Below are 22,004 nucleotides of genomic sequence, written 5' to 3' on the forward strand. Positions count from 1 at the left end.
TCGCCGACGGACTCGCGGTCGTGCGGGCGCCGCAGGGAGAGTTCCCGCGGCATGCACTTCGCGCAGAGGCAGTTTCGCATACCATCCGCGAGTCCGGGCGTCCGTGCCCGACCGCACCACCATCAAGCGCGCGACGGCTGCCGACAGGCCCGGCGCGCGCGCGGAGAATCTATAATGACAACGCGCATGCTGATCGACGCACGCCACCGGGAAGAGACCCGGATCGCAGTCGTCAAGGGTAACCGGATCGAGGAATTCGATTTCGAGAGTGCCGAACGCAAGCAGCTCAAGGGCAATATCTACCTCGCCAAGGTCACGCGGGTCGAGCCGTCGCTCCAGGCGGCGTTCATCGATTACGGCGGCAATCGCCATGGCTTCCTCGCGTTCAGCGAGATCCACCCCGATTACTACCAGATCCCCAAGGAAGATCGCGACGCGCTGCTCCGTGAGGAGGCAGAGCATGCCGCCGAGGAAGCCGCCCTGCGCGCCGACTACGATTCGGACGACGAAGAGGGTGACGACGAGGACGACATCGAGCGCTTCGAGGACGATGGCGGGGTAGATCCCGACGTCGCCGAGGAACTCGAAGGCGGCGAAGCGGGCGAAGCCCCCCCGTCGCAAGCGCAAGCCGAGCGCCGACGATGCCGCGGTCGAGGACCTGCGCGAGCGTCGCATGAACCTGCGTCGCCGCTACAAGATCCAGGACGTGATCCATCGCCGCCAGGTGCTGCTCGTCCAGGTCGTCAAGGAGGAGCGCGGTAACAAGGGCGCGGCGCTCACCACGTACCTGAGCCTCGCCGGTCGCTACTGCGTGCTGATGCCGAACACGTCGCACGGCGGCGGCATCTCGCGGAAGATCTCGAACGCGGGCGATCGCAAGCGCCTCAAGACGATCATGGCCGACATGCAGCTGCCGCCGTCGATGGGCTGCATCGTTCGCACCGCGGGCCTCCAGCGCTCGAAGGTCGAGATCAAGCGCGACTTCGATTACCTCGCCCGCCTCTGGGACGGCATCCGCGAAGCCACGCTGAACGCGTCGGCCCCGGCGCTCGTCTACGGCGACAGCGACCTGATCAAGCGCGCGATCCGCGACATCTACAACAAGGGAAATCGAAGAGGTCATCGTCGAGGGCGAGGACGGCTATCGCCAGGCGCGCGAGTTCATGCGCCTACTGATGCCGACGCACGCGCGGCGCATCAAGCATTACGCCGACCCCGTGCCGCTGTTCCAGCGCGCCGGCGTCGAGGATCAGCTCGCCGCGATGTACCACCCCGTCGTCCAGCTGAAGTCGGGCGGCTACCTCGTCATCAACCCGACCGAGGCGCTCGTCTCGATCGACATCAACTCCGGCCGTTCAACGCGCGAGCACAGCATCGAGCAGACCGCGACCGCGACCAACCTGGAAGCAGCCCAGGAAATCGGCCGCCAGCTCCGCCTGCGCGACATGGCCGGGCTCGTCGTCATCGACTTCATCGACATGGATAACAATTCCAACGTCCGTAAGGTCGAGAAGGCGATGAAGGAGGCGCTCAAGAACGATCGCGCGCGCATCCAGATCGGCCGCATCTCGTCGTTCGGCCTCATGGAAATGAGCCGCCAGCGTCTGCGCACCGGCGTGCTCGAAGCGTCGACGCGCGCCTGCCCGCATTGCGAGGGCACTGGCCTCGTTCGCACCGCATCGTCGTCGGGCATCTCCGCATTGCGCCTGATCGAGGACGAAGCGGCACGTGGTCGCGGTTCGCTGCTCACCCTGCGCGCGAGCCAGGAAGCCGCGGTCTACATCCTCAACCGCAAGCGCGCCGACATCGCCGAGATCGAGGATCGCTACGGCGTGATCGTCGAGATCATCCCCGGCCAGGACGAGGAAGGCGCGCACATGACGGTCGAGGCCAGCGGCCCACCGCCCGCGCACGCGCCGAAGTTCGTCCAGATCATAGAGGAAGACGAAGACGACCTCCCCGAGGAGATCGAAGACGAGATCGAGGAAGAGGAAGTCGAGGAGGCCGAGGCTGAGCAGCCGCGCCGTCGTGAGGCTCGCGAAGGCAATGGCGAGCAGCGTGCGCCCCGTGAGGCTCGCGATGCGGATGGTGAAGGCGGCAAGAAGCGCCGCCGTCGTCGCGGTCGTCGCGGTCGTGCACGTCCCGGTGAGGAAGGTGCAGCAGAGGGCGTCAACGAGGACGGCACGTTCGAGGACGCCGACACCAACGTCGAGGAGATCGACGAGGTCGAGGGCGACATCGTCGAAGTCGGCGGTGGCGAAATGGTCTCGGCTGGTGCGCCATCCGGAGCAGGCCAACGGCGTCGAGGGCGAAGGCCGTCGTCGTCGCGGTCGTCGGGGACGTCGTGGCGGTCGCCGCAACGAGCAGGGTGCCGAGAACGGCCAGTCGGTCGCCGTCAGCAGCGTCGACGATGCCCAGCTGATCGCCGAGGCTCCCGGAGCCGGAACCGTATGAGCCGGTCGAGATCGACCTATGCCGAGCCGCCTTACGAGCCCGCGTTTGAGCCGGTCGTCGAGGAAACCCCGGTGGCGGAAGTCGCCGAGGGTCCGAAGATGCGCCGTCGTCCACGTGCCCGTGCGGCAGCCGCAGCGGCGAACATCGCCGAGGCGGTGGCCGATGCAGCACCCAAGGCACGCCGTGGTCGCAAGCCGCGTGCGGTCGAGGCGGAATCCGAGACGGTTGCACCGGAGCCGGTGGTTCCGGCGCCGATCGCTCCGGAGCCGGTCGCGGCCGAGCCGGCTGCACCGAAGCCCGGTCGTCGCCGCCGCGAAGCCGTTGCAGAGGCGACGATGGACGAGGTGAGCGCAACGCCCGCCGAGACCATCGAAGCGTCGGCGCCCAAGCCCAAGCGTGCGCGTCGCAAGGCGTCGGATGCAGTGGTCGAAGCCCCAGCGGTTGAAGAGGCGGTCGTCGAGGAAGCCCCCGTCAAGGTCGCCAAGCCCCGCGGTCGCCCGCGGAAGACGCCGATCGTCGAAGTCGGCGACGCTGCGCCGACCAGCGAGCCCCTCGCCGAGCCGATCGCAACCACCCCGCCCAAGGCCGAAGTCCAGCCCCAGGACGTCGCGACCCCCCGTACCGACGACGGCGCCAACGACGACCCCGACGGCGCCCCCCGCCGCGGCTGGTGGCAGCGCACCTTCGGCTAACGCCGCACGCTGTGACTAAAGAACGGGCGCGACCGAAAGGCCGCGCCCGTTTTCGTTTGTAGGGGGCGGGAGGGGCGTGAGACCGCACGCTATCCGTCACCATCCAAAGCTTCCCGTGGTAACGGCGAACAGCAAAAAGCTTGTATCCCCGCGAAGGCGGGGACCCAGACTGGGCACCCGCCTTCGCGGGTGAACAAGACACGAGAGCGACGCAAGGTTTGGGTTCCAGCGCCCAAAGTGAGACACTTCGGCTTTCCCTCACACCCAACCACCCCGGCGAAGGCCGGGGCCCAGTTGGAAAGGTGGCAATAACGGAACGCTACCCTCAGTTAGGGACGTCCCAACTGGACCCCGGCCTCCGCCGGGGAGGTGCCACATCATGGCGGCCCGAATCCCGCGAGCGCAGGCAAATACGAGCGAGCCGCGCCACAGCGCCCCCCGCAAACCCCTGTCCTACACACCCAAACCCTGCTCCCCTCCCCCAATGCCACCCACACTCCAACCAACCGCAAAGCCGCTCCCGGCGTCTGCACTTCCTATACTTCACTCCACCGCACGCCCGACCGCACGACCATTGCCCCCCCGCCCCCAATCGACGATACCCCGTAAAATGAAGCGCCTAGTAGCCGCCGCAGCCACCGCCCTCCTCCTCTGGACGACGCCCCTCCAGGCCCAGTCGATCCTCCGCGACGCCGAGACCGAAACCATGTTCGCGGAGATGTCCAACCCGCTGATCAAGGCGGCCGGGCTCTCGACGCGCGACGTGAAGGTCGTGCTCATCAACGACGAGTCGATCAACGCGTTCGTCGCCGGCGGGCAGACCGTCTACGTCCACTCAGGACTCATCCAGGCCGCCGACAATGCCAACGAAGTCCAAGGCGTCATCGCGCACGAGCTCGGCCACATCGCCGACGGCCATGTCGTCCTCGCCGATCGCGGCACCAAGCCGGCAATGGGCATGTACCTGCTCTCGATGGTACTCGGCCTCGCCGCGATGGCAGCCGGCAGCGGCGAGGCCGGCGCCGGCATCATGGCCGCGGGTCAGCAGGCGGCGATGGGCACCTACCTCTCGTTCAGCCGAGTCCAGGAATCGACAGCCGACGCGACCGGCGCGAAATTCCTCCGCGAGGCGAACATCTCCGGCCGCGGCATGCTCAGCTTCTTCAAGAAGTTGCAGCAGCAGGAATACCGCTTCGGCACCGCCAACATCGATCCGTTCATGCAGTCGCACCCGCTCTCGGGCGAACGCGTCGCGACGCTCACCGCCGACCTCCAAGCCTCGCCCGCCTGGGCCAACAAACCCGACGCGGCACTCGAGGAACGCTTCCGCCGCGTGAAGGCCAAGCTCGCCGGCTACGTCATGCCCGCCGACCAGACGCTACAAGCCTTCCCGCCTTCGAACCAGTCGATCTACGCCCACTACGCCCGCGCCTACGCGTATCACAAATCCGGCTACCCCGAGAAAGCCGACGCCGAGGCAAACGCCCTCGTAAAGGCCGAACCCACCGACCCGTATTTCCTCGAGATAAAAGGCCAGATCCTGCTCGAAGCGGGCAAGCCGGTCGACTCGCTCGTCCCCCCTGCGCGAAGCCACGGAGGGCTCGCGCAACAACCCGCTGATCGCCACCACCTTCGGCCACGCGCTGATCGCGACCGAGAACAAGGCGAACTACCCCGAGGCGACCAGGGTCCTGCGCACCGCGGTCGGCCGCGACGACCAGAACCCGTTCGCCTGGATGCAGCTAGGCACAGTCTACGAGCTGACCGGCGATACCGCGCGCGCCGCGCTCGCCACCGCCGAGCGCGCGAGCATGGGCGGCGACATGCGGACCGCGTCGGCGAGCGCGCAATATGCGCTGGCGAACATCCCGGCGAACACCACCGACTGGATCCGCGCGCAGGATATCGCGATGGCCGCGCAGAACGAGATGGACGACAACCCCAAGCAGTATAAGCGCCGCAAATGAGCAAACTTACATTCCCGGCGATCGCGGTCGCGGGCGCCGTCATCGGAGGCCTCGCGGTCTGGGGCTATGACCGCCAGGGCGGCGGCGTCGAGCGCGCGCAGGTCGAAGCGATCGTCCACGACTATGTCCTGGCGCACCCCGAGATCCTGCCCGAGGCGATGGAGAAACTGCGCGACCGCGAGTCGGGCAAGACGGTCACCGCCAACCGGGACGCGATCGTCACCCCGTTCGGCAGCGCCTGGGCCGGCAACCCCAAGGGCGACGTCTCGCTCGTCGAGTATTTTGATTACAATTGCGGATATTGCCGCGCGAGCCTGCCGATGATCGCCAAGCTGATCGCCGCCGACCCGAAAGTCCGCGTCGTCTTCCGCGAACTCCCGATCCTCAGCGCCGAAAGCCGCATCGCCGCGCGCGCCAGCCTGGCGGCCGCACAACAAGGCAAGTTCGCCACCTTCCACGACGCGCTCTACGCCGGCGGCCCCGTCAGCGACGCCTCGATCGCCGCCGCTGCGAGCAAGGCCGGGGTCGACACCACGCAGGCGAGCTTCACCAAGACCGCCGACGCCGAGATCGCCAAGAACATGGAAACCGCCGCGAAACTCGGCATGACCGGCACGCCAAGCTGGGTGGTCGGCGACCGAGTCCTGTCGGGCGCGTTGCCGCTAGAGGACCTGCAAAAAGCCGTAGCAGCAGCGCGCGCCGGTTGACGCCCCCCTCCTTGTTTCCCCGCGAAGGCGGGGACCCAGCCTGGGCTCCCGCCTTCGCGGGAGAACAAGAAGGCGCGGGAAGGCCTATCATTCACGCCCCGCCACCCCCATCTTCCCCTCACAAAAAGGGGTGCCAATGACCGAACCGATCCTGTCCATCGCGGGCGTCACCAAGACCTACAAGAGCGGCACCACAGCCCTCCACCCCGTCGACCTCGACATCCGGAAAGGCGAGATCTTCGCCCTCCTCGGCCCCAACGGCGCGGGCAAGACGACGCTGATCAGCATCATCTGCGGCATCGTCACGCCGTCCGCCGGGACGATCAAGGTCGCGGGCTACGACGCGATCCGCGATTATAAGCAGGCCCGCAGCCGCATCGGCCTCGTGCCGCAGGAACTCAACGTCGACATGTTCGAGACGGTGCTCGCCACCGTCACCTTCAGCCGCCGCCTGTTCGGCCGCTCGGGGCATAGCGCGTACATCGAACAGGTGCTCCGCGACCTCTCGCTCTGGGACAAGCGCGACGCGAAGATCCGCGAACTTTCCGGCGGCATGAAGCGCCGCGTGCTGATCGCGAAAGCCCTCGCGCACGAACCCGAAATCCTGTTCCTCGACGAGCCCACCGCGGGCGTCGACGTCGCATTGCGTCGCGACATGTGGAAGCTCGTCCACCGCCTGCGCGAAGGCGGCACGACGATCATCCTGACGACGCATTACATCGAGGAAGCCGAGGAAATGGCCGACCGCGTCGGCGTCATCGACAAGGGCAAGCTGCTCCTTGTCGACGACAAGGCGTCGCTGATGAAGAAGCTCGGCAAGCGCGAACTCGACATCGCGCTCCAGGACCCGATGATGGCGCTTCCCCCGGAACTCGCCGACTGGGACCTGTCGCTGGAAGACGACGGTAAGCGCCTGCGCTACGTGTTCGACGCGCAGGCCGACCACACCGGAATCCCGTCGTTGCTGCGCAAACTCAGCGAACTCGGCATCGGCTTCAAGGACCTCGAAACCAGCAAATCGAGCCTCGAAGACATCTTCGTCGATCTCGTCGGAGAACGCGCATGAATACCCACGGCATCTGGGCGATCTATCGCTTCGAAATGGCGCGCGCGCTGCGCACCCTGTGGCAGAGCCTCGTCACCCCGGTCCTAACGACGTCACTCTACTTCATAGTTTTCGGCGGTGCGATCGGGAGCCGCATGCAGCAGGTCGGCGGCGTCGGCTATGGCAGCTTCATCGTCCCCGGCCTGATCATGCTGTCGCTGCTCACGCAGAGCATCTCGAACGCGTCGATCGGCATCTACTTCCCCAAGTTCACCGGCACGATCTACGAACTGCTGTCGGCGCCCGTCTCGGCGATGGAGATGGTGATCGGCTATGTCGGCGCGGCGACCACCAAGTCGGTGATCCTCGGGCTGATCATCCTCGCCACCGCATCGTTCTTCGTGCCGCTGCGGATCGAACACCCGTTCGCGATGATCGCGTTCCTGATCCTGACCGCGGTCGCGTTCAGCCTGTTCGGGTTCATAATCGGTGTGTGGGCCAACGGCTTCGAGCAGCTGAACTTCGTCCCCGCGCTGCTGATCACGCCGCTGACGTTCCTCGGCGGCGCGTTCTACTCGATCGACATGCTGCCCCAGCCGTGGCGCACGTTCAGCCTGTTCAACCCGGTCGTCTATTTGGTCAGCGGCTTCCGCTGGAGCTTCTTCGGGGTCGGTGATGTCGCGGTCGGGGTGAGCCTCGCGGTCACGGCCGGCTTCCTCGCGGTATGCCTCATCGCGATCGCCTGGATCTTCAAGACCGGCTGGCGGATGAAGAACTGACCGAAGAACCATGTTTCCCCGCGAAGGCGGGGACCCAGTCTGGGCTCCCGCCTTCGCGGGAGAACAAGCTTTTTACCGCATAACCGGCAACGTGATCCGCGAGCCCGCACAAACCCTCTGCGTCGCCTTCACGTAATCCGCCGGTTTCGCCCGCGCGATATTCGGTACGAACGACTGCGGGTTGCGGTCGATCATCGGGAACCAGCTCGACTGCACTTGCACCATGATCCGGTGCCCCGCCTTGAACACATGGTCATGGTCGCGCAGCGGCACGTCCCACGCGACCACCTTCCCCGGCACGAGAGGCTGCGGCGCCGTATCGCTCGCCAGGAAGCGCCCGCGCCGCACCTCCATCGCGATCGGCAGCTGGTACCCGTTCAACGTCTTCGCGTAATCGCCAGGCCGGGCCTGAGACTTGTCGAACGCCTCGGTATCGTCGGGCAGCACGTCGATCAGCTTCACCACGAAATCGCTGTCCGTCCCGCTCGTCGAAGCCTGCAACGTCGCGGACAGTGCTCCCGTCACGGTCAGGTCCGTGGTCAGGGGTTCCGACACATACCCCAGCACATCGGGCCGATGATCGACGAAGCGCTGGTCGTCCGCCTCCCACCACGCCCAGTCAGGGCTGGCATAGGTCGCCGACATCGGGCGCCGGCGAAACGGCACCGGGTTCGCCGGATCGGACACGTAATCGCGACACCCCTCGCCCGCGGCCGGCGCGGTGAATGACAGGCTGCCGTCCGCATGCAGGTAAAGCTCGGTCGTCTTCGCGCCCGTCGGAGGCCAGGCGGCATAGGTCTTCCACACGTTCGACCCCGACTGGAACATCTTCGCCGCAAAGTCCGGCCGGGGGCCCTTGCCGTGCAGCCAGTATGCAAAGAACAGCGCCTGGATTCGCTCCTGGAACTGCGTGCCGCTCGCCGTGCCTAGCGGGATCGGCCCGAGATGATCCGCCACGCCCTGCCACCCGCCATGCCGCCACGGCCCCGCGACCATCTGCGCCAGATGATCCGGATCGTTGCGTTTCTGCCGCGCGTAGATCTGCCACGAACCCCAAGGATCCTCCTGATCCCAGAACCCGGCGACGTTCAGCGTCGGCACCGTCGTCTTGCCGAGCGCATCGGTCCAGCGCTGCGCGGTATAGAAAGTATCGTGATTGGGATGATCGAGCAGCGCCATGAACATCGGCACCCGCCCCTTGAAGACATTCCTGTCGATCGCCTCCGCCGAGCCAACCTTGAGGAAATAGTCGTAGGTATCGCTCGGATACGCGAAGTCGGAATTCTTCATCTTGTCGAGTTGCAGCGACGACACCCAGTCGGTCGCATAGCTCAGCCGCAGCGCGCCGTTGCGGTGGAGGTCGTCCGACTGCCAGTAATCGATCCACGCCGCTTGCGGGGAGACCGCCTTCAGCGCTGGATGCGGGTTCGCCAGCGCTACGGCGGCGGCGAACCCCGGATAGGACACGCCCCACATGCCGACCTTGCCATTGTTGGCTGGGACGTTCTTCACCAGCCAGCCGACGGTGTCGTAGGCGTCCGTAGCCTCGTCGACCGCTTTCGGATCGCCCGGGTGGACCGCGGTCGAGAGCGTGAAGACGCCGTCCGACTTGAACCGCCCGCGCATCGACTGGAACACGAAGATATAGCCGTCCTTCATCAACGGTCCGAAGCGATCGGCGGTGGCGAATGGCGCATCGGGCACGCCGTAGGGAGTCCGCTGGAGCAGGATCGGCAGCGGCCCGGTCATCCCGCGCGGCCGCATGATGACCGTCTGCAACTTCGCGCCATCGCGCATCGGCACCATCACCTCTTCGAAGGTAAAGGGGGATTGGGTCGCGGTTTGCGGCGCGGACTGCGCGAGCGTGGCGGCCGGGACAGCTGCGGTGACGGCAAGCGCAAACAGGAAAGCGTTACGCGACATGGAATTCCCTTCGTAGACCGTGCCACGATTGGACGAACCCGCGCCTGCGAAGTCAAGCCGCGCGCCACGCTCCGGTCAACATCGGGCGCAATACCAGCGAGTTGAGATCGATCAGCGCGTGCAGGACCATCGCCAGCCACAGCTCCCCGGTCATCAGATACACCGCCGCCATCAGCGCGCCGACGAGCGTGGTCGCGATCACGCCCGCCCGCCCCCTGATACAGATGCATCGCGCCGAACGCCGCCACCGCGACGCCGAACGCGACGAACGCGCTGCCGGAGACGAGCGCGACCAGCAGCGGCAGGAACAGGCGAAAAGCGAGCTCCTCGGAGATGCCCGCCGCGATCGACATGGCGGCGGCATGCGCGATCTCCCGCCGGTTGCGCGGGAGCAGCGAGCCGACATTGCCGATCGTCTTGAGGATACGCCAGTTGCCCCGCGTCGCGAGCACCGCGCCGACGATCAGGCCGCCAAGCGCACTGCCGCCGATCATGCCGAGCAGTTCTACGCGGCTGTCGCCTTCGAAGCTGGGGAGGAACGTGCGGAGGGCATCGAACTCGGGCGGCACCGTGACAAGCGCGTCAAGGCGTCCGAGCAGGGCTAGGCCGATCGCTGCCGGCAGGACGAAGGCGATCGCTGCCTTGGCGATCCACAGGCGGTAGGTCTTCTGGCGCGACGCGGTGTCGGGGAGGCGCTTGATACGGCGGTAGCCGAGGAGGTCGCCCTTGAGGAACCAGACGAGGCTCATGATCGTGACGATGAGGAGGGCGTTGGGAAGGATCATGCCGACACTTCGCCCTTCCTGCGTTCCACCGCTCGGCCTTTATGTTCTCCCGCGAAGGCGGGAGCCCAGTCTGGGTCCCCGCCTTCGCGGGGACACATTGTTGGCTGATGCGACATTCCACCGAAGGCGCCACCCCGGCGAAGGCCGGGGCCCAGTTGGGGGACGTTGCTAACTACGGACAACGCTCCGTTACTCCGACCTTTCCACCTGGGCCCCGGCCTTCGCCGGGGTGGCGCCCCTACTCAGTCGGCCAAATCAATCAGTCCGATGCTCACCCTTGACCCAACGCACCGTCCCCGAAGAAGCCCGCATTACCACGCTCTCGGTGGTCATCTTGCCCTTCTTCCGCTTCACGCCAGCCAGCAACGAGCCATCAGTAACCCCGGTCGCCGCAAAGATGCAGTCGCCCTTCGCCAGTTCCGACAGGTCATACTGCTTGTCGAGGTCCGTAATCCCCCACTTCGCCGCACGCCCGCGCTCGTCGTCGTTCCGGAACAGCAAGCGTCCCTTGAACTGCCCACCGACACAGCGCAGTGCCGCGCATGCCAGCACGCCCTCGGGGGCACCACCCGACCCCATATACACGTCCACCGTGGTCTCGGGATCGGACGTCGCGATCACGCCGGCGACGTCGCCGTCACCGATCAGCATGATCCCGCAACCGACCTGGCGCAGTTCGGCGATCAGCGCCTCGTGACGCGGCCGATCGAGCACGCACACGATCAGGTCGCGCGCGGGCACGCCCTTGGCGGCGGCGACGGCGTTGATGTTCTCGGTCGGCGTCTTGTCGAGATCGATGATGCCCTCGGGATAGCCCGGCCCGACCGCGATCTTGTCCATGTAGACGTCGGGCGCATTGAGCAGCCCGCCCTCTTCGGCGATCGCCAGCACGGCGAGGCTGTTCGGCCCCGCGGTCGCGCAGATCGTCGTGCCTTCGAGCGGATCGAGCGCGATGTCGATCTTCGGGCCCTTGCCGATTGCCGAGCCGACCTTCTCGCCGATGAACAGCATCGGCGCCTCGTCGCGCTCGCCCTCGCCGATCACGACGGTGCCGTCCATGTAGAGCGAGTTGAGCGCCTCGCGCATCGCCTCGACCGCGGCTGCATCCGCCGCCTTCTCGTCACCGCGCCCGACGAGCGTGGACGCGGCGATCGCCGCCGCTTCAGTCACGCGGACCATTTCGAGGACGAGTACGCGGTCGAGAACCTGGCTGGCGGCAGCGGTCAAAGTCTATCTCCTCGGTATGTTTCGACCCGGATAGGCAGCGCCTGCCGGGTTGTCGACCCGATCAGTCCCTCAGCAGGTCGTTGATCGAGGTTTTGGAACGAGTTTGCGCATCGACACGCTTGACGATCACCGCGCAGTACAGGGCTGGCTTACCGTCACCGCCACCGATCGAGCCCGGCACGACGACGGAATAGGGCGGCACTTCGCCCTTGAACACTTCGCCGGTCGCGCGGTCGACGATCTTGGTCGAGGCGCCCAGATACACGCCCATCGACAGCACCGCACCCTCGCCGACGCGGACGCCCTCCGCCACTTCAGCGCGCGCGCCGATGAAGGCGCCATCGCCGATGATGACGGGGTCGGCCTGCAATGGCTCGAGCACGCCACCGATGCCGGCGCCGCCGGACAGATGCACGTTCTTGCCGATCTGCGCGCACGATCCGACCGTCGCCCAGGCGTCGACCATCGTCCCCTCGCCGACATAGGCGCCGATGTTGACGAAACTCGGCATCAGGATCGCACCCTTGGCGATGAAGCTCCCGCGGCGAGCGACCGCACCGGGCACGACGCGGATGCCAGCCGTACGGAACTCGGTCTCGCCCCAGCTCGAGAACTTCGACGGCACCTTGTCGAACCCCGGGGACCCCGCCGAACCGCCATCGATCACGACGTTGTCGTTGAGCCGGAACGAGAGCAGCACGGCCTTCTTCAACCACTGGTTGACCTGCCAGCCATCAGCCGTCGGCTCGGCAACACGGGCCGTACCCGCGTCCAGCATCGCCAGCGCGGACTCGACGGCGTCGCGAACCTCGCCCTTGGTATCCAGGCCAAGGTTCGCGCGGTCGTCCCAGGCGGCGTCGATGATGGTCTGCAAGGTCATGATGTCTCCAGGATGGTTTCGAGCCATGGCGCAAGCACCGGCACGGTGAAATCGATGTGATCGCGCGCCGCATCGGGCGACTGCTCGGAGCCGTTGTCGATCCAGACTGTGGTCATCCCGATCGCCTTGGCCGGCGTCAAATTGCGCGCCATGTCGTCCGCGAACAGCGACTCTCGCGGATCGATGTCGAACGCAGCGCAGAACCCTGCATAGGCCGACGCATGCGGCTTCGGCATCAGGTTCATCGCGTGGATGTCGTGGATCGCCTCGAAGCTCTCGCTCAGCCCGAGCCGGTCGAGGATTTTCAGCGCATAGGGCTTGTCGCCATTGGTGAAGACGAGTTTCCGCCCCGGCAGCTTCGCGATCGCGGCGACCAGGGGCGCGTCGTGCTCCAACACGTCCATCTCGATGTCGTGGACATGCGCCAGGAACGCGTGCGGATCGACGTGATGCTCGGCCATCAGCCCCGACAGCGTCGTGCCGTGATTGTGGAAATACCCCTTCTGCACGCGCGCGCGCTCGTCATGCTCGAGCCCGAGCAGGTCCTGGATGAACCCGGTCATCCGCGCGTCGACCTGCGCGAACAGGTCCGCGCTCGCCGGGTACAGCGTGTTGTCGAGATCGAAGATCCAGTTGCGGACATGGTCGAGGCGGGGGGTCAAGGCGGGCAAGCATCGGCCGGAACCTCTACGGACCGCCGCGCGCGGCGACAAGCGGGGTGCGACACTGCCGACCTTCAGGGCCGATGTTTACGATCGCGTAAGGCTTTGCATTCCAGTATGTTACGGAAAATTACAAAAGGGCGGACTGGATGCGCGGCACGAAGGCGGGGCTGCTGAGAACGGCGGCGGTGGCAAGTGGCCTGCTGCTCGCCGCTTGCGGAGGCGGCGGCGGTGGTGGCGTCAGCAGCACGCCCGCCCCCCTCCCACGGTTTCCACCCCGACGCCGACTCCGCTTCCGACCCCAGCGCCCACCCCTGCCCCGACTCCCGCGCCAACACCGACACCGTCCAGCAACGACACCAGCGAATATCGCGCGACCGTCGGCGCGGTCTCGATGAACGCGCTGGCCGCGTACAATGTCGGCGCGACCGGCAAGGGGATCGGCGTCGGCGTGATCGACAGCGGCATCGACCTGCAAAGCCAGGAGTTCGGCAGCCGCGTTTCGTCCGCCTCGCAGGACGTCGCCGGCAATAGCTCGATCGACGACGAAGGCGGCCATGGCACCGCGGTCGCCTTCACGCTGGCGGGCCGGAGGAATGGCGCGGGCTCGCACGGCGTGGCGTTCGACGCGACGTTGATCGTCCTCCGCGCGGACCGCCCCGGTACTTGCGCCACCGCCAGCAAGGACGACGAGGATTCGGGCTGCAAGTTCGGCACCGACGCGATCACGCGTGGGCTCGATGCGGCACGCACGGCCGGTGCGAAAGTCGTCAACATCTCGCTCGGCGGCTCCGAGATGCCGCAAAGCCTGAAGGACGCGATCGGCCGCGCGACTGCCGCCGGGCTGGTCGTCGTGATCGCCGCGGGCAATGACGGTTCGGTCAATCCCGATCCGTTCACCAACGTCGCCGGCGAAGCGCAGGGCCGCAACCAGGTGATCATCGCCGGCTCGGTCGGCGCGAGCGACGCAATATCCACCTTCAGCGACCGCGCGGGGACCGGCGCCGCGCACTTCCTCACCGCGGTCGGCGAAAGCGTCCGTGCGCCCGACGCGACCGACACCGCCTATCTCTGGTCGGGCACGTCGTTCGCCGCGCCACAGATTTCCGGGGCTGTGGCGCTGCTAGCCCAGGCCTTCCCCAACCTGACCGGCGCGCAGATCGTCGACATCCTGTTTCGCAGCGCACGCGATGTCGGCGCGCCGGGAGTCGACGCGGTCTACGGCAACGGCGTGCTCGACCTGACGCGCGCGTTCCAGCCGCTTGGCATGACCTCGATCGCGGGGTCGAAAGCGGTCGTCTCGACGACCGGCAACGCTAGCCTGTCCGCGCCGATGGGCGACGCAACCCAAGGCGAACTCGGCGCGGTGATCCTCGACGGCTACAGCCGCGCGTTCGCGATCGACCTCGCCAAGACGATCGCGCGCCGCAGCCCGGAACGATCGCTCGGCGGCGCGCTCCAGTCACGGTTCCGCACGGTCGCGCTGGCGCAGGGCGGCATGACCGTATCGATGACGCTAGCGCCGCGCGCGAACGGCGACGTCGCGCTCGATCGCACCGCGCTGTCGAGCGCCGACGCGACCAGCGCGCGCGCGATCGCTGGGATGGTGACGCAGAAGCTCGGCAGCACTTTGTCGTTCGGCTTCGGCTTCGCGCAAGGCTCGGGCGCCCTCAGCGCACAGCTCTCGGGCCAGTCCGAACCCGCCTTCCTGATCGCCAACACCGGCGGCTTGGGCTTCGACAGCACCACGCGAGCGTCCAGCGCCATGCGGCAGAGCGTCGGCGGGTTCGGGTTCACCGCAGGCATCGAGAATGGCGACGTCCTGACACAGCGTGACAGCGATCTCCGCCTGCGCGACCGATGGCAACGCTCGGGCTACAACCGCGTCTCGCTTGCAGTCGACCGACGCTTCGGCGCGCTCTCGACGATGGTCGCCGCGACGCGGATGGACGAGCGCGACACCGTCCTCGGCGCGCGCTTCGACGCCGCGCTTGGCGGGGCGCGCGGAGCGACATGGTTCGTGGACACCAAGACGCGGTTCGATGCTGGCGACGGCTGGAGCATCGGCGGTTCGATGCGCCAGGGCTGGACACAAGCAGCCGTCCGCGGAGGGCTAAGCGGCGACGGCCTCGTCCGCACTAACGCCTTCGCGGCCGACATCGGCAAGGACGGCATCTTCGGGCACGACACGCTCGGCCTTCGCATCGCACAGCCGTTGCGAGTTGCGCGCGGCGGGATCGACCTCGGCCTGCCGACCTATTTCGACTACACGTCCGGTACCGTCACCGACTGGACCACGCAACGCCTCAACCTCGCCCCACAAGGTCGCGAACTCGATGTCGAGATGCGCTACGGCATCCCTGCATTCGGCGGTGGCCTAGACACCAACCTGTTCTACCGCCGTGACCCCGGCAACTTCGCCGCGCTCCCGAACGACTACGGCATGGCGATGCGGTACAGCCTGGGCTTCTGACTCCTTCCCCCCTCCCTGAAAGGGGAGGGGCCGGGGGTGGGTCGGCCCGATCGAGCCACTACCCGGCGAACATGCGGAACCCGACCCACCCCCAACCCCCCTCCCTTCCAGGGAGGGGAGCCGAAGCCAAACAAACCATTCGACCCAAACACTGGATAAGCTACCGCTCGGTACCTATCTCTGCCGCATGACACGCTATTCCCTGCTCGATCTGGTCCCCGTCATCGAAGGCGGCACCGTCTCCCAATCGCTCGCCAACGCGGCCGACCTCGCGCGGCACGCCGAGAGCGTCGGATTCCAGCGCTATTGGGTCGCCGAACACCACGGCATGACCGGTATCGCATCGGCCGCGACCGCCGTCGTGATCGCGCACATCGCCGCCGCCACGAAGACCATCCGCGTAGGCTCGGGCGGCATCATGCTCCCCAACCACGCGCCGCTGACGATCGCCGAGCAGTTCGGCACGCTCGACGCGCTGTTCCCTGGCCGCATCGACCTCGGCCTCGGCCGCGCACCAGGTTCCGACCAGCGCGTCGCGCGCGCAATGCGTCGCACGCTCGAAACCGACGCCAACGCCTTCCCGCAGGACGTCATGGAGCTCCAGAGCTACTTCGCCAACGACGGCCAGACCGGCATCGTCGCGACCCCGGGCGCAGGCGCGGACGTCGAGATGTGGATCCTGGGCTCCAGCACGTTCGGCGCGCAATTGGCCGCGGCGCTGGGCCTGCCCTACGCGTTCGCCTCGCACTTCGCGCCCGACGCGCTCGACGCCGCGCTCGCAATCTACCGTCGCGATTTCCGTCCTTCTGCGCGCCTGTCGAAGCCCCACGTCATGGCCGGCTTCAACGTGTTCGCAGCCGAGACCGATGCGGAGGCGGAACTGCTCGCCACCTCGCAGCAACAGTCGTTCGTCGCGCTCCGCACCGGCAACCCCGGCAAGATGAAGCCCCCCCTCGCCGGCTACCGCGAGTCGCTCGGTGCGCAGGGCAACCGGATCCTCGACCACGTCCTGCAATGCTCGGCAGTCGGCAGCCCGGCCAAGGTCGCGCGCGGGATCGCGGCGTTCGTCGAGCGGACCGGCGTCGACGAGGTCATGGTGACCAGCGCGATCTACGACCACGAAGCGCGCAAGCGGAGCCTCTCGATCACCGCCGACGTGATGCAGGACTTGAAGATCGCGGCGTAACACCGGGCCAGTGGTCACGGACTGAACGCGGATCACGCCGCGTTCAGTCCGCTCAGCCTCCACCAGCTTCGACATACTCGAAATAGCTGAAATCGGCCGGTTCGCCGGCTCCCGACATATCCTGGCACGCCATCCCGACAAAGGCACCGGTGAAGTTGGGCAGGCCCGGCAGAGTCGCCTCGTCCGACAGGATACTCGCGTCGAACCGGTCGGCGAGCCAGGTCCACGCGCTCGATCCCGCACTCCGGTAACCGAAGCGAAGGCTTTCGTGATCCACCTCGACCCGCAGTCCGATCGGTCCCGCGTCGATCGCGATCGGCTGGGTGATCACGCTGCTGCCGAGGGGAGTCGGGATCGCCGACAGCACCTGCAGCACGCGCCGGCCATCGTCGTCGGCGGTGACGTGCAGATAATGGAACTTGGTCGAATTATAGTAGCAGACCAGCCCCGCCGCCTGCTGGAAGTGACGCGGTTCGAACGTGACGAGCGTCTCGGCGACGTAGGCGAACGCCTGCTGCCGGCGCGCAACCAGCGACTGCGTGAAGTAGCTCCCGATCGTCTCGCGGCCGTAAAGGCGCAGATAGCCGGGACGCGCGGTCAGGCTGAACAACCGGTCGGCATCCGGGGTCCGCAGCCACTGGAAAGCCTCGGGCAGGGTCGCGGTATCGAACACACTACGCTCGCGCCGCGGTTCGGGCGCGGCCGACGCCGTGCCATCCTCCACGATCAGCGCCGGACTCGCGTCGCCATCGAGCGTCCGCAGCCAGCCGTCCTCGCCCCAGCGCATCGGCTGGATCGCGGTCTCGCGGCCCAGCACGCACCGATCACTGACGGGCAGCGGCCGCCCGCACAGATACACCATCCAGGTTTCGCCGGTCGGCGTTTCGACCAGATCGCCGTGCCCGGTTCGTTGCAACTGCACGCCCTGCTTGCCCGCCGCGGTCAGTACCGGGCCATCGGGATGCACTTCGTACGGGCCAAACAGCGACCGTGACCGCGCCATCACGACGGCATGGTTGCGCTCTGTGCCGCCCTCCGCGACCAACAGGTGATACCAGCCGTCGCGCTTGTAGAGGTGCGGGCCCTCGGTGAAGCCAAGCGACGTACCCTCGAAGATCATGCGACGGTCGCCGAGCATGTCGCCCGTCGCGAGATCGATCTCCTGCGCGACGATCCCGGCAAAGCGACGCCCCCCGGCCGGTGGTCCCACAGCATATTGAGCAGCCAGCTCCGCCCATCATCGTCATGAAACAGCGCCGGGTCGAAGCCACTGCTGTTGAGGTGGACGGGATCGGACCACGGTCCGTCGATATGCTCCGCCGTGACCCAGTAATTGTGGAAATCCCGCAGCGACGCGCCCCGCGCACCGTCGATCGTGGTCTGGCCGTAGCGCTTCACGTCGGTATAGATCAGGTGGAACCGGCCGTTCGCATGGCTCAGGTCCGGCGCCCATACTCCGCACGAATCCGGGTTGCCGCGCATGTCCAGCTGGCTCGCGCGGTTGAGCGGCCGCGTCACCAGCCGCCAGTTCGCAAGGTCGCGCGAGTGGTGGATCTGGACGCCGGGATACCATTCGAAGGTCGAGGTCGCGACGTAGTAATCGTCGCCGACGCGGACGATCGACGGGTCCGGATTGAAGCCGGGAAGGATCGGGTTGCGAATGGTCATGCGGGCTTTCGTATCAGGACCCAGAGGAGTGCGGCGCCGACCAGGTCGAGCAGTCCGAGCAGGATGAAGAACGGCTGGTAGCCGACCTCCGCGACCATCGAGCCGAGCACCAGCGTGAAGATCAGCACGCCGAGATTGGCGGCGGTGCCCGACATTCCCGTCGCGGTCGCCACCTGGTCCTGCGGGAACAGGTCCGACGACAGAGTGATGACCGTCACCGAAAGCGTCTGGTGCGCGAAACCGCCGAGGCACAGCAGCGCGATCGCTGCGATTGGGCTGGTCACCGTGCCGACGAACATCATCCCCGTCATCAGCACCGCACCTACCGTGAAGGCGCCACGCCGCGCATCGATCAGGTCGACACCGCGCCGTTGCAGCCACGCCACCACGATCGGCCCGAACAGGCATCCGAGGTCCGCCGCCAGGAACGGCAGCCACGCGAACATCGCAATCTGGCCGAGATCGAAATGGCGCACCTGCACCAGGTATAGCGGCATCCAGAACGACAGCATGCCCCACACGGGATCGGCGAGGAACCGCGCCGCCGCGATCGCCCACAGGTTACGACGCCGCAGCAGTTCGCCGAGCGGCGGACGCTTGCGATGCGTGGCGAGCGATGCCTCCTGTCCTTCGACGATCAGCGTGCGTTCCGCCGGCGACAGCCGTCGATGTTTTGCGGGCGGCGCATACCAGAACAGCCACGCGATCACCCACACCAGCCCGAGCGCGCCGGCGATGAAGAAGGCCGCGCGCCAGCTATGGTTGAGCACCGCCCAGGCCACCAGCGGCGGCGCGAACACCGCGCCGAACGAGGCCCCGATCTGATAGATGCCGCCCGCGACACCGCGCTCTCGTGCCGGAAACCATTCGGCGACCAGCTTCATACCCGCGGGCTGCGCCGATCCCTCGACCAGCCCCAGCGCGCCGCGCAGGCCGGCGAATCCCATCCAGCCGGTCGCCAGTCCGTGCGCCATCGTGATCAGCGACCAGACCGTGACGAACAGCGTGAAGCCGATCTTCAGCCCGACCACGTCGAGCACATAGCCGGCGAGCGGCTGGAACATGATGCCGATCTGGAATGCGCCGGTGATCCAGGAATATTCGGCCGCGCTGATATGCTGCTCGGCCATGATCGCCGGCGCCGCGACGCCGAGCACGCTGCGTGCGAGATAGTTGATAACCATCGCCACCACGAACAGGCCGATGATGGTCCAGCGGATATTCCTGAAGCGCCGCACCCTCACCCCCTCGGTAACGTTATCATCGCGTGGTAGCCGCCGACGCTCGCCTTAGGCAAGCATTGCTGCAGCAAAAACGCGTCGAAATGCGGTCGAGAGCTACTGGAGACATGCGCGGCGCGGTCGCGGTCCGGCTCAGTGCGCCGCCGCGATCGGCATTTCGTAAATCGCTGCGGAAATCGCCGGTACCATCACGGTGCGTGTCCCCGCCACCTTGCTTTCGGCGATCGTCACGCCGTTCGGGGAGGCGATCGTGTTCGCCGCCTCCACCGTCTTGCCCGTCATGACCCAGCGCCTGCCGCCGCCGCGCAGCCTCATGCCGGAAAGCGCAAGGTTCAGTCGCTGCGGCTGGACCGTCGCGTTCACCACTGCGAGGCGCAGTTTGGTGCCGTCCGGCGACAGCCCCGCGATCACGTCGAGCGGATAGGTCGGGCTGCCCGCGCGCACCTTGGGATGGGCATGGCCGACCGGGTATTTTGGCTCTGGTTGCGGTACATCGCCATCGACCTTCAGCGGAACCGTCCCGGCGCCGAAATGCTCGCCGTATAGCTTGAACACGGTGCCGGTGGCGTTGAGGGTCGCGGCGGATGGCGAGATGTCCATCGTCGAAACGCCGGTCGTGAACGCCGACATCGTCAGGAAATCGGTGTGGCGGAGCATCTCCTGGAATACCATCGCATAGGCCAGCGAGGATTTCAGCGTCGGCGGCCCCGCCATGTACGCGTGTTCGTCGATCGACAGGAACGTCTTGGCGGCGCGGATTCTCGGGAACTTCGTCTCGTAGATCGCCCATTCCTCCGCCTCCATGCGGACGTGGTTCGAGGGCGAACGGACGAACTCGATAAGCTCGTCGGCGGCCGGCGCATCGGGTCGTTTCTCCGCGCGATCATACCAATGCTCGGTGATGCCGTCGAAATTGCCCCATGCCTTGGCGAAGAAGCCACCGGTCCAGTCCTCCTCGGTACCGAACTTCGCCTGGATGCTCTCGATCGACGAGTTCTGCTGCACGCCCTTCGGATGCAACTGGTCGGGCATCGCGCCCGATGCGATCAGCGTTATCGACGGGTCCTTGGCCCGCATCGCCTTCGCGAATTCGTTGTGCTTGATCATGAAGTAATCGAGCGAGGTCTTGCCGATCTGCCACCAGCCGAACGGTTCGTTGCCGATGTTCCACCATTTGACGCGGTATGGCTCGGGATGACCGTTCGCCGCACGCTTGGCGCCCCATCCGGAGGTCGCCGCGCCGTTGAGATATTCGACCTCCTCCGCCGCCGAGTTCGCATCGCCCAGCCCGGCATTGACCGTGACATAGGGTTCGACGTCCAGGATACGCGTCAGGTCCATCCATTCGTCCATGCCTAAATCGTTCGGCTGCATCGCGCTCCAGGCGTGATCGAACATCGGCGGGCGTGCATCGCGGGGCCCGATCGCCTCGTGCCAGTCCCAGTCGGACAGGAAGTTTCCGCCAGGCAGGCGCCAGAAGCCCGAGTTCAGCGACTTCGCGATCGCAGTCGTATCCGCACGCCAGCCGTTGACGTTGTCCGCCGGCATCAGCGACACCACGCCGACCCGGAATGCGGCCGTACCGGTGGAGGGGCCAGTGCCGGTGATCTCCAGCCGTGCATCGGTCGCCGCCGCGGTCGGCGTGAACGCAAAGCTGGCCTCGCTCCAGTCCGCGCCGGGCGTCGGCAGCGGCACGACCTGCCGATCCTGCGGCCGATCGCCCCAGACCAACGCCACCGTCACCGCCACGCCCTGCTCGCCGCTCAGTCTAAGCTTGCCGACATACCGCCGGCCGCGGACGACCTCGATCCCGCTTTGGCCGATGCCGGTGACATGGTCGGCGGACACTGCGATCCGCGCGCTCTGCGTGCCGACGTACGGATGCTGCGTGTCCATCGTCACGGCCGCGTCGCCGCCGATCGGGCGCCATTTGCGGTAGACGACACCGGGCCGCCCTTCGGCGTTGACGGGTGGCGGCGCGTCACTCGCCGCAGGACCTATCGGGTAATAGAATTTCCGGTCGTCGAGCATCTCCGCCCACAGCGTCCGCGCGACCAGTCCGCCGATCGGCTCGATGAACATGCCGTATTCATAGGGTGTGACGGGCGCCGACCGAGCCGTTGCGTCGATCCGGACGGCGATCGGCTGCACCCTTTGTGCCTGGCTCGAGCCGGTGACCGTGACTTGACCCGCGAACAGGACGAACGCTGCGACGACCGGTTTCATCGACCTCTCCCCTTTTGTGCGTGCTCGCCATTGCGGCGATGATCGCGACGCGCCGGTTCGATCCCGACGTCGCAGTGCGTATCCCGATA

General features: G+C 66.8%; 14 protein-coding genes and 2 pseudogenes. 7 read left to right on the top strand and 9 right to left on the bottom strand.

What is annotated here, in order from left to right:
- Positions 1 to 174: 174 nt before the first annotated feature.
- The 5 genes and pseudogenes from NHF48_RS11665 to NHF48_RS11685 all read left to right on the top strand — a co-directional run bounded on the left by NHF48_RS11665 (position 175) and on the right by NHF48_RS11685 (position 7,644).
- Positions 175 to 3,146, top strand: a pseudogene (locus tag NHF48_RS11665) (Rne/Rng family ribonuclease).
- Positions 3,147 to 3,756: 610 nt separating this feature from the next.
- Positions 3,757 to 5,113: pseudogene (locus NHF48_RS11670) on the top strand (M48 family metalloprotease).
- The gene (locus tag NHF48_RS11675; RefSeq protein ID WP_253071210.1) at positions 5,110 to 5,820 is read left to right on the top strand and encodes a DsbA family protein; all 711 of its coding nucleotides are present in this window, start codon (positions 5,110 to 5,112) and stop codon (positions 5,818 to 5,820) included. The pseudogene NHF48_RS11670 and the gene NHF48_RS11675 overlap by 4 nt, the downstream one beginning before the upstream one ends.
- A gap of 136 nt (positions 5,821 to 5,956) precedes the next feature.
- Entirely contained in the window at positions 5,957 to 6,886 is a 930-nt protein-coding gene (locus NHF48_RS11680; RefSeq protein ID WP_253071211.1) for an ABC transporter ATP-binding protein, read from the top strand.
- Positions 6,883 to 7,644 carry an ABC transporter permease gene (locus NHF48_RS11685; RefSeq protein WP_056065813.1) on the top strand — a complete coding sequence of 254 codons (762 nt, stop codon included), beginning with the start codon at positions 6,883 to 6,885 and terminating at the stop codon, positions 7,642 to 7,644. The genes NHF48_RS11680 and NHF48_RS11685 overlap by 4 nt, the downstream gene beginning before the upstream one ends.
- Positions 7,645 to 7,716: 72 nt before the next feature.
- Here the strand turns inward: NHF48_RS11685 and NHF48_RS11690 are convergent, their stop codons facing one another.
- The 5 genes from NHF48_RS11690 to NHF48_RS11710 all read right to left on the bottom strand — a co-directional run bounded on the left by NHF48_RS11690 (position 7,717) and on the right by NHF48_RS11710 (position 13,121).
- On the bottom strand, positions 7,717 to 9,567 hold the full coding sequence (locus NHF48_RS11690; RefSeq protein ID WP_253071212.1) for a CocE/NonD family hydrolase: 1,851 nt from the start codon (positions 9,565 to 9,567) through the stop codon (positions 7,717 to 7,719).
- Positions 9,450 to 10,352: a CPBP family glutamic-type intramembrane protease gene (locus NHF48_RS11695; protein WP_253071213.1), complete on the bottom strand. Its 903-nt coding sequence runs from the start codon at positions 10,350 to 10,352 to the stop codon at positions 9,450 to 9,452. The genes NHF48_RS11690 and NHF48_RS11695 overlap by 118 nt, the downstream gene beginning before the upstream one ends.
- Positions 10,353 to 10,607: 255 nt before the next feature.
- Entirely contained in the window at positions 10,608 to 11,579 is a 972-nt protein-coding gene (gene glpX, locus NHF48_RS11700; protein ID WP_056065803.1) for a class II fructose-bisphosphatase, read from the bottom strand.
- 61 nt (positions 11,580 to 11,640) lie between these two features.
- Complete coding sequence (gene dapD / locus NHF48_RS11705; protein WP_253071214.1) at positions 11,641 to 12,459, bottom strand: 2,3,4,5-tetrahydropyridine-2,6-dicarboxylate N-succinyltransferase; 819 nt, start codon at positions 12,457 to 12,459, stop codon at positions 11,641 to 11,643.
- Complete coding sequence (locus tag NHF48_RS11710; protein ID WP_253071215.1) at positions 12,456 to 13,121, bottom strand: pyrimidine 5'-nucleotidase; 666 nt, start codon at positions 13,119 to 13,121, stop codon at positions 12,456 to 12,458. Before NHF48_RS11710 ends, dapD begins: the two co-directional genes overlap by 4 nt.
- Positions 13,122 to 13,515: 394 nt before the next feature.
- Here NHF48_RS11710 and NHF48_RS11715 point away from each other — a divergent pair, with 394 nt between their 5' ends.
- The gene (locus NHF48_RS11715; RefSeq protein WP_263816846.1) at positions 13,516 to 15,594 is read left to right on the top strand and encodes a S8 family peptidase; all 2,079 of its coding nucleotides are present in this window, start codon (positions 13,516 to 13,518) and stop codon (positions 15,592 to 15,594) included.
- Between the two features lie 187 nt (positions 15,595 to 15,781).
- Positions 15,782 to 16,780, top strand: a complete 999-nt coding sequence (locus tag NHF48_RS11720) for an LLM class flavin-dependent oxidoreductase (RefSeq protein ID WP_253071217.1) — start codon at positions 15,782 to 15,784, stop codon at positions 16,778 to 16,780.
- A gap of 52 nt (positions 16,781 to 16,832) precedes the next feature.
- Here NHF48_RS11720 and NHF48_RS11725 read toward each other — a convergent pair whose 3' ends face one another.
- The 4 genes from NHF48_RS11725 to NHF48_RS11740 all read right to left on the bottom strand — a co-directional run bounded on the left by NHF48_RS11725 (position 16,833) and on the right by NHF48_RS11740 (position 21,915).
- Positions 16,833 to 17,990, bottom strand: a complete 1,158-nt coding sequence (locus NHF48_RS11725; RefSeq protein WP_253071218.1) for a beta-xylosidase family glycoside hydrolase — start codon at positions 17,988 to 17,990, stop codon at positions 16,833 to 16,835.
- The gene (locus NHF48_RS11730) at positions 17,897 to 18,448 is read right to left on the bottom strand and encodes a family 43 glycosylhydrolase (protein WP_253071219.1); all 552 of its coding nucleotides are present in this window, start codon (positions 18,446 to 18,448) and stop codon (positions 17,897 to 17,899) included. Before NHF48_RS11730 ends, NHF48_RS11725 begins: the two co-directional genes overlap by 94 nt.
- Complete coding sequence (locus tag NHF48_RS11735) at positions 18,445 to 19,686, bottom strand: MFS transporter (protein ID WP_235524769.1); 1,242 nt, start codon at positions 19,684 to 19,686, stop codon at positions 18,445 to 18,447. Before NHF48_RS11735 ends, NHF48_RS11730 begins: the two co-directional genes overlap by 4 nt.
- A 135-nt stretch (positions 19,687 to 19,821) precedes the next feature.
- Positions 19,822 to 21,915: an alpha-L-arabinofuranosidase C-terminal domain-containing protein gene (locus NHF48_RS11740; RefSeq protein WP_253071220.1), complete on the bottom strand. Its 2,094-nt coding sequence runs from the start codon at positions 21,913 to 21,915 to the stop codon at positions 19,822 to 19,824.
- Between the last annotated feature and the right edge of the window lie 89 nt (positions 21,916 to 22,004).

Source organism: Sphingomonas sp. H160509, assembly GCF_024124765.2.
Lineage (GTDB): Bacteria > Pseudomonadota > Alphaproteobacteria > Sphingomonadales > Sphingomonadaceae > Sphingomonas.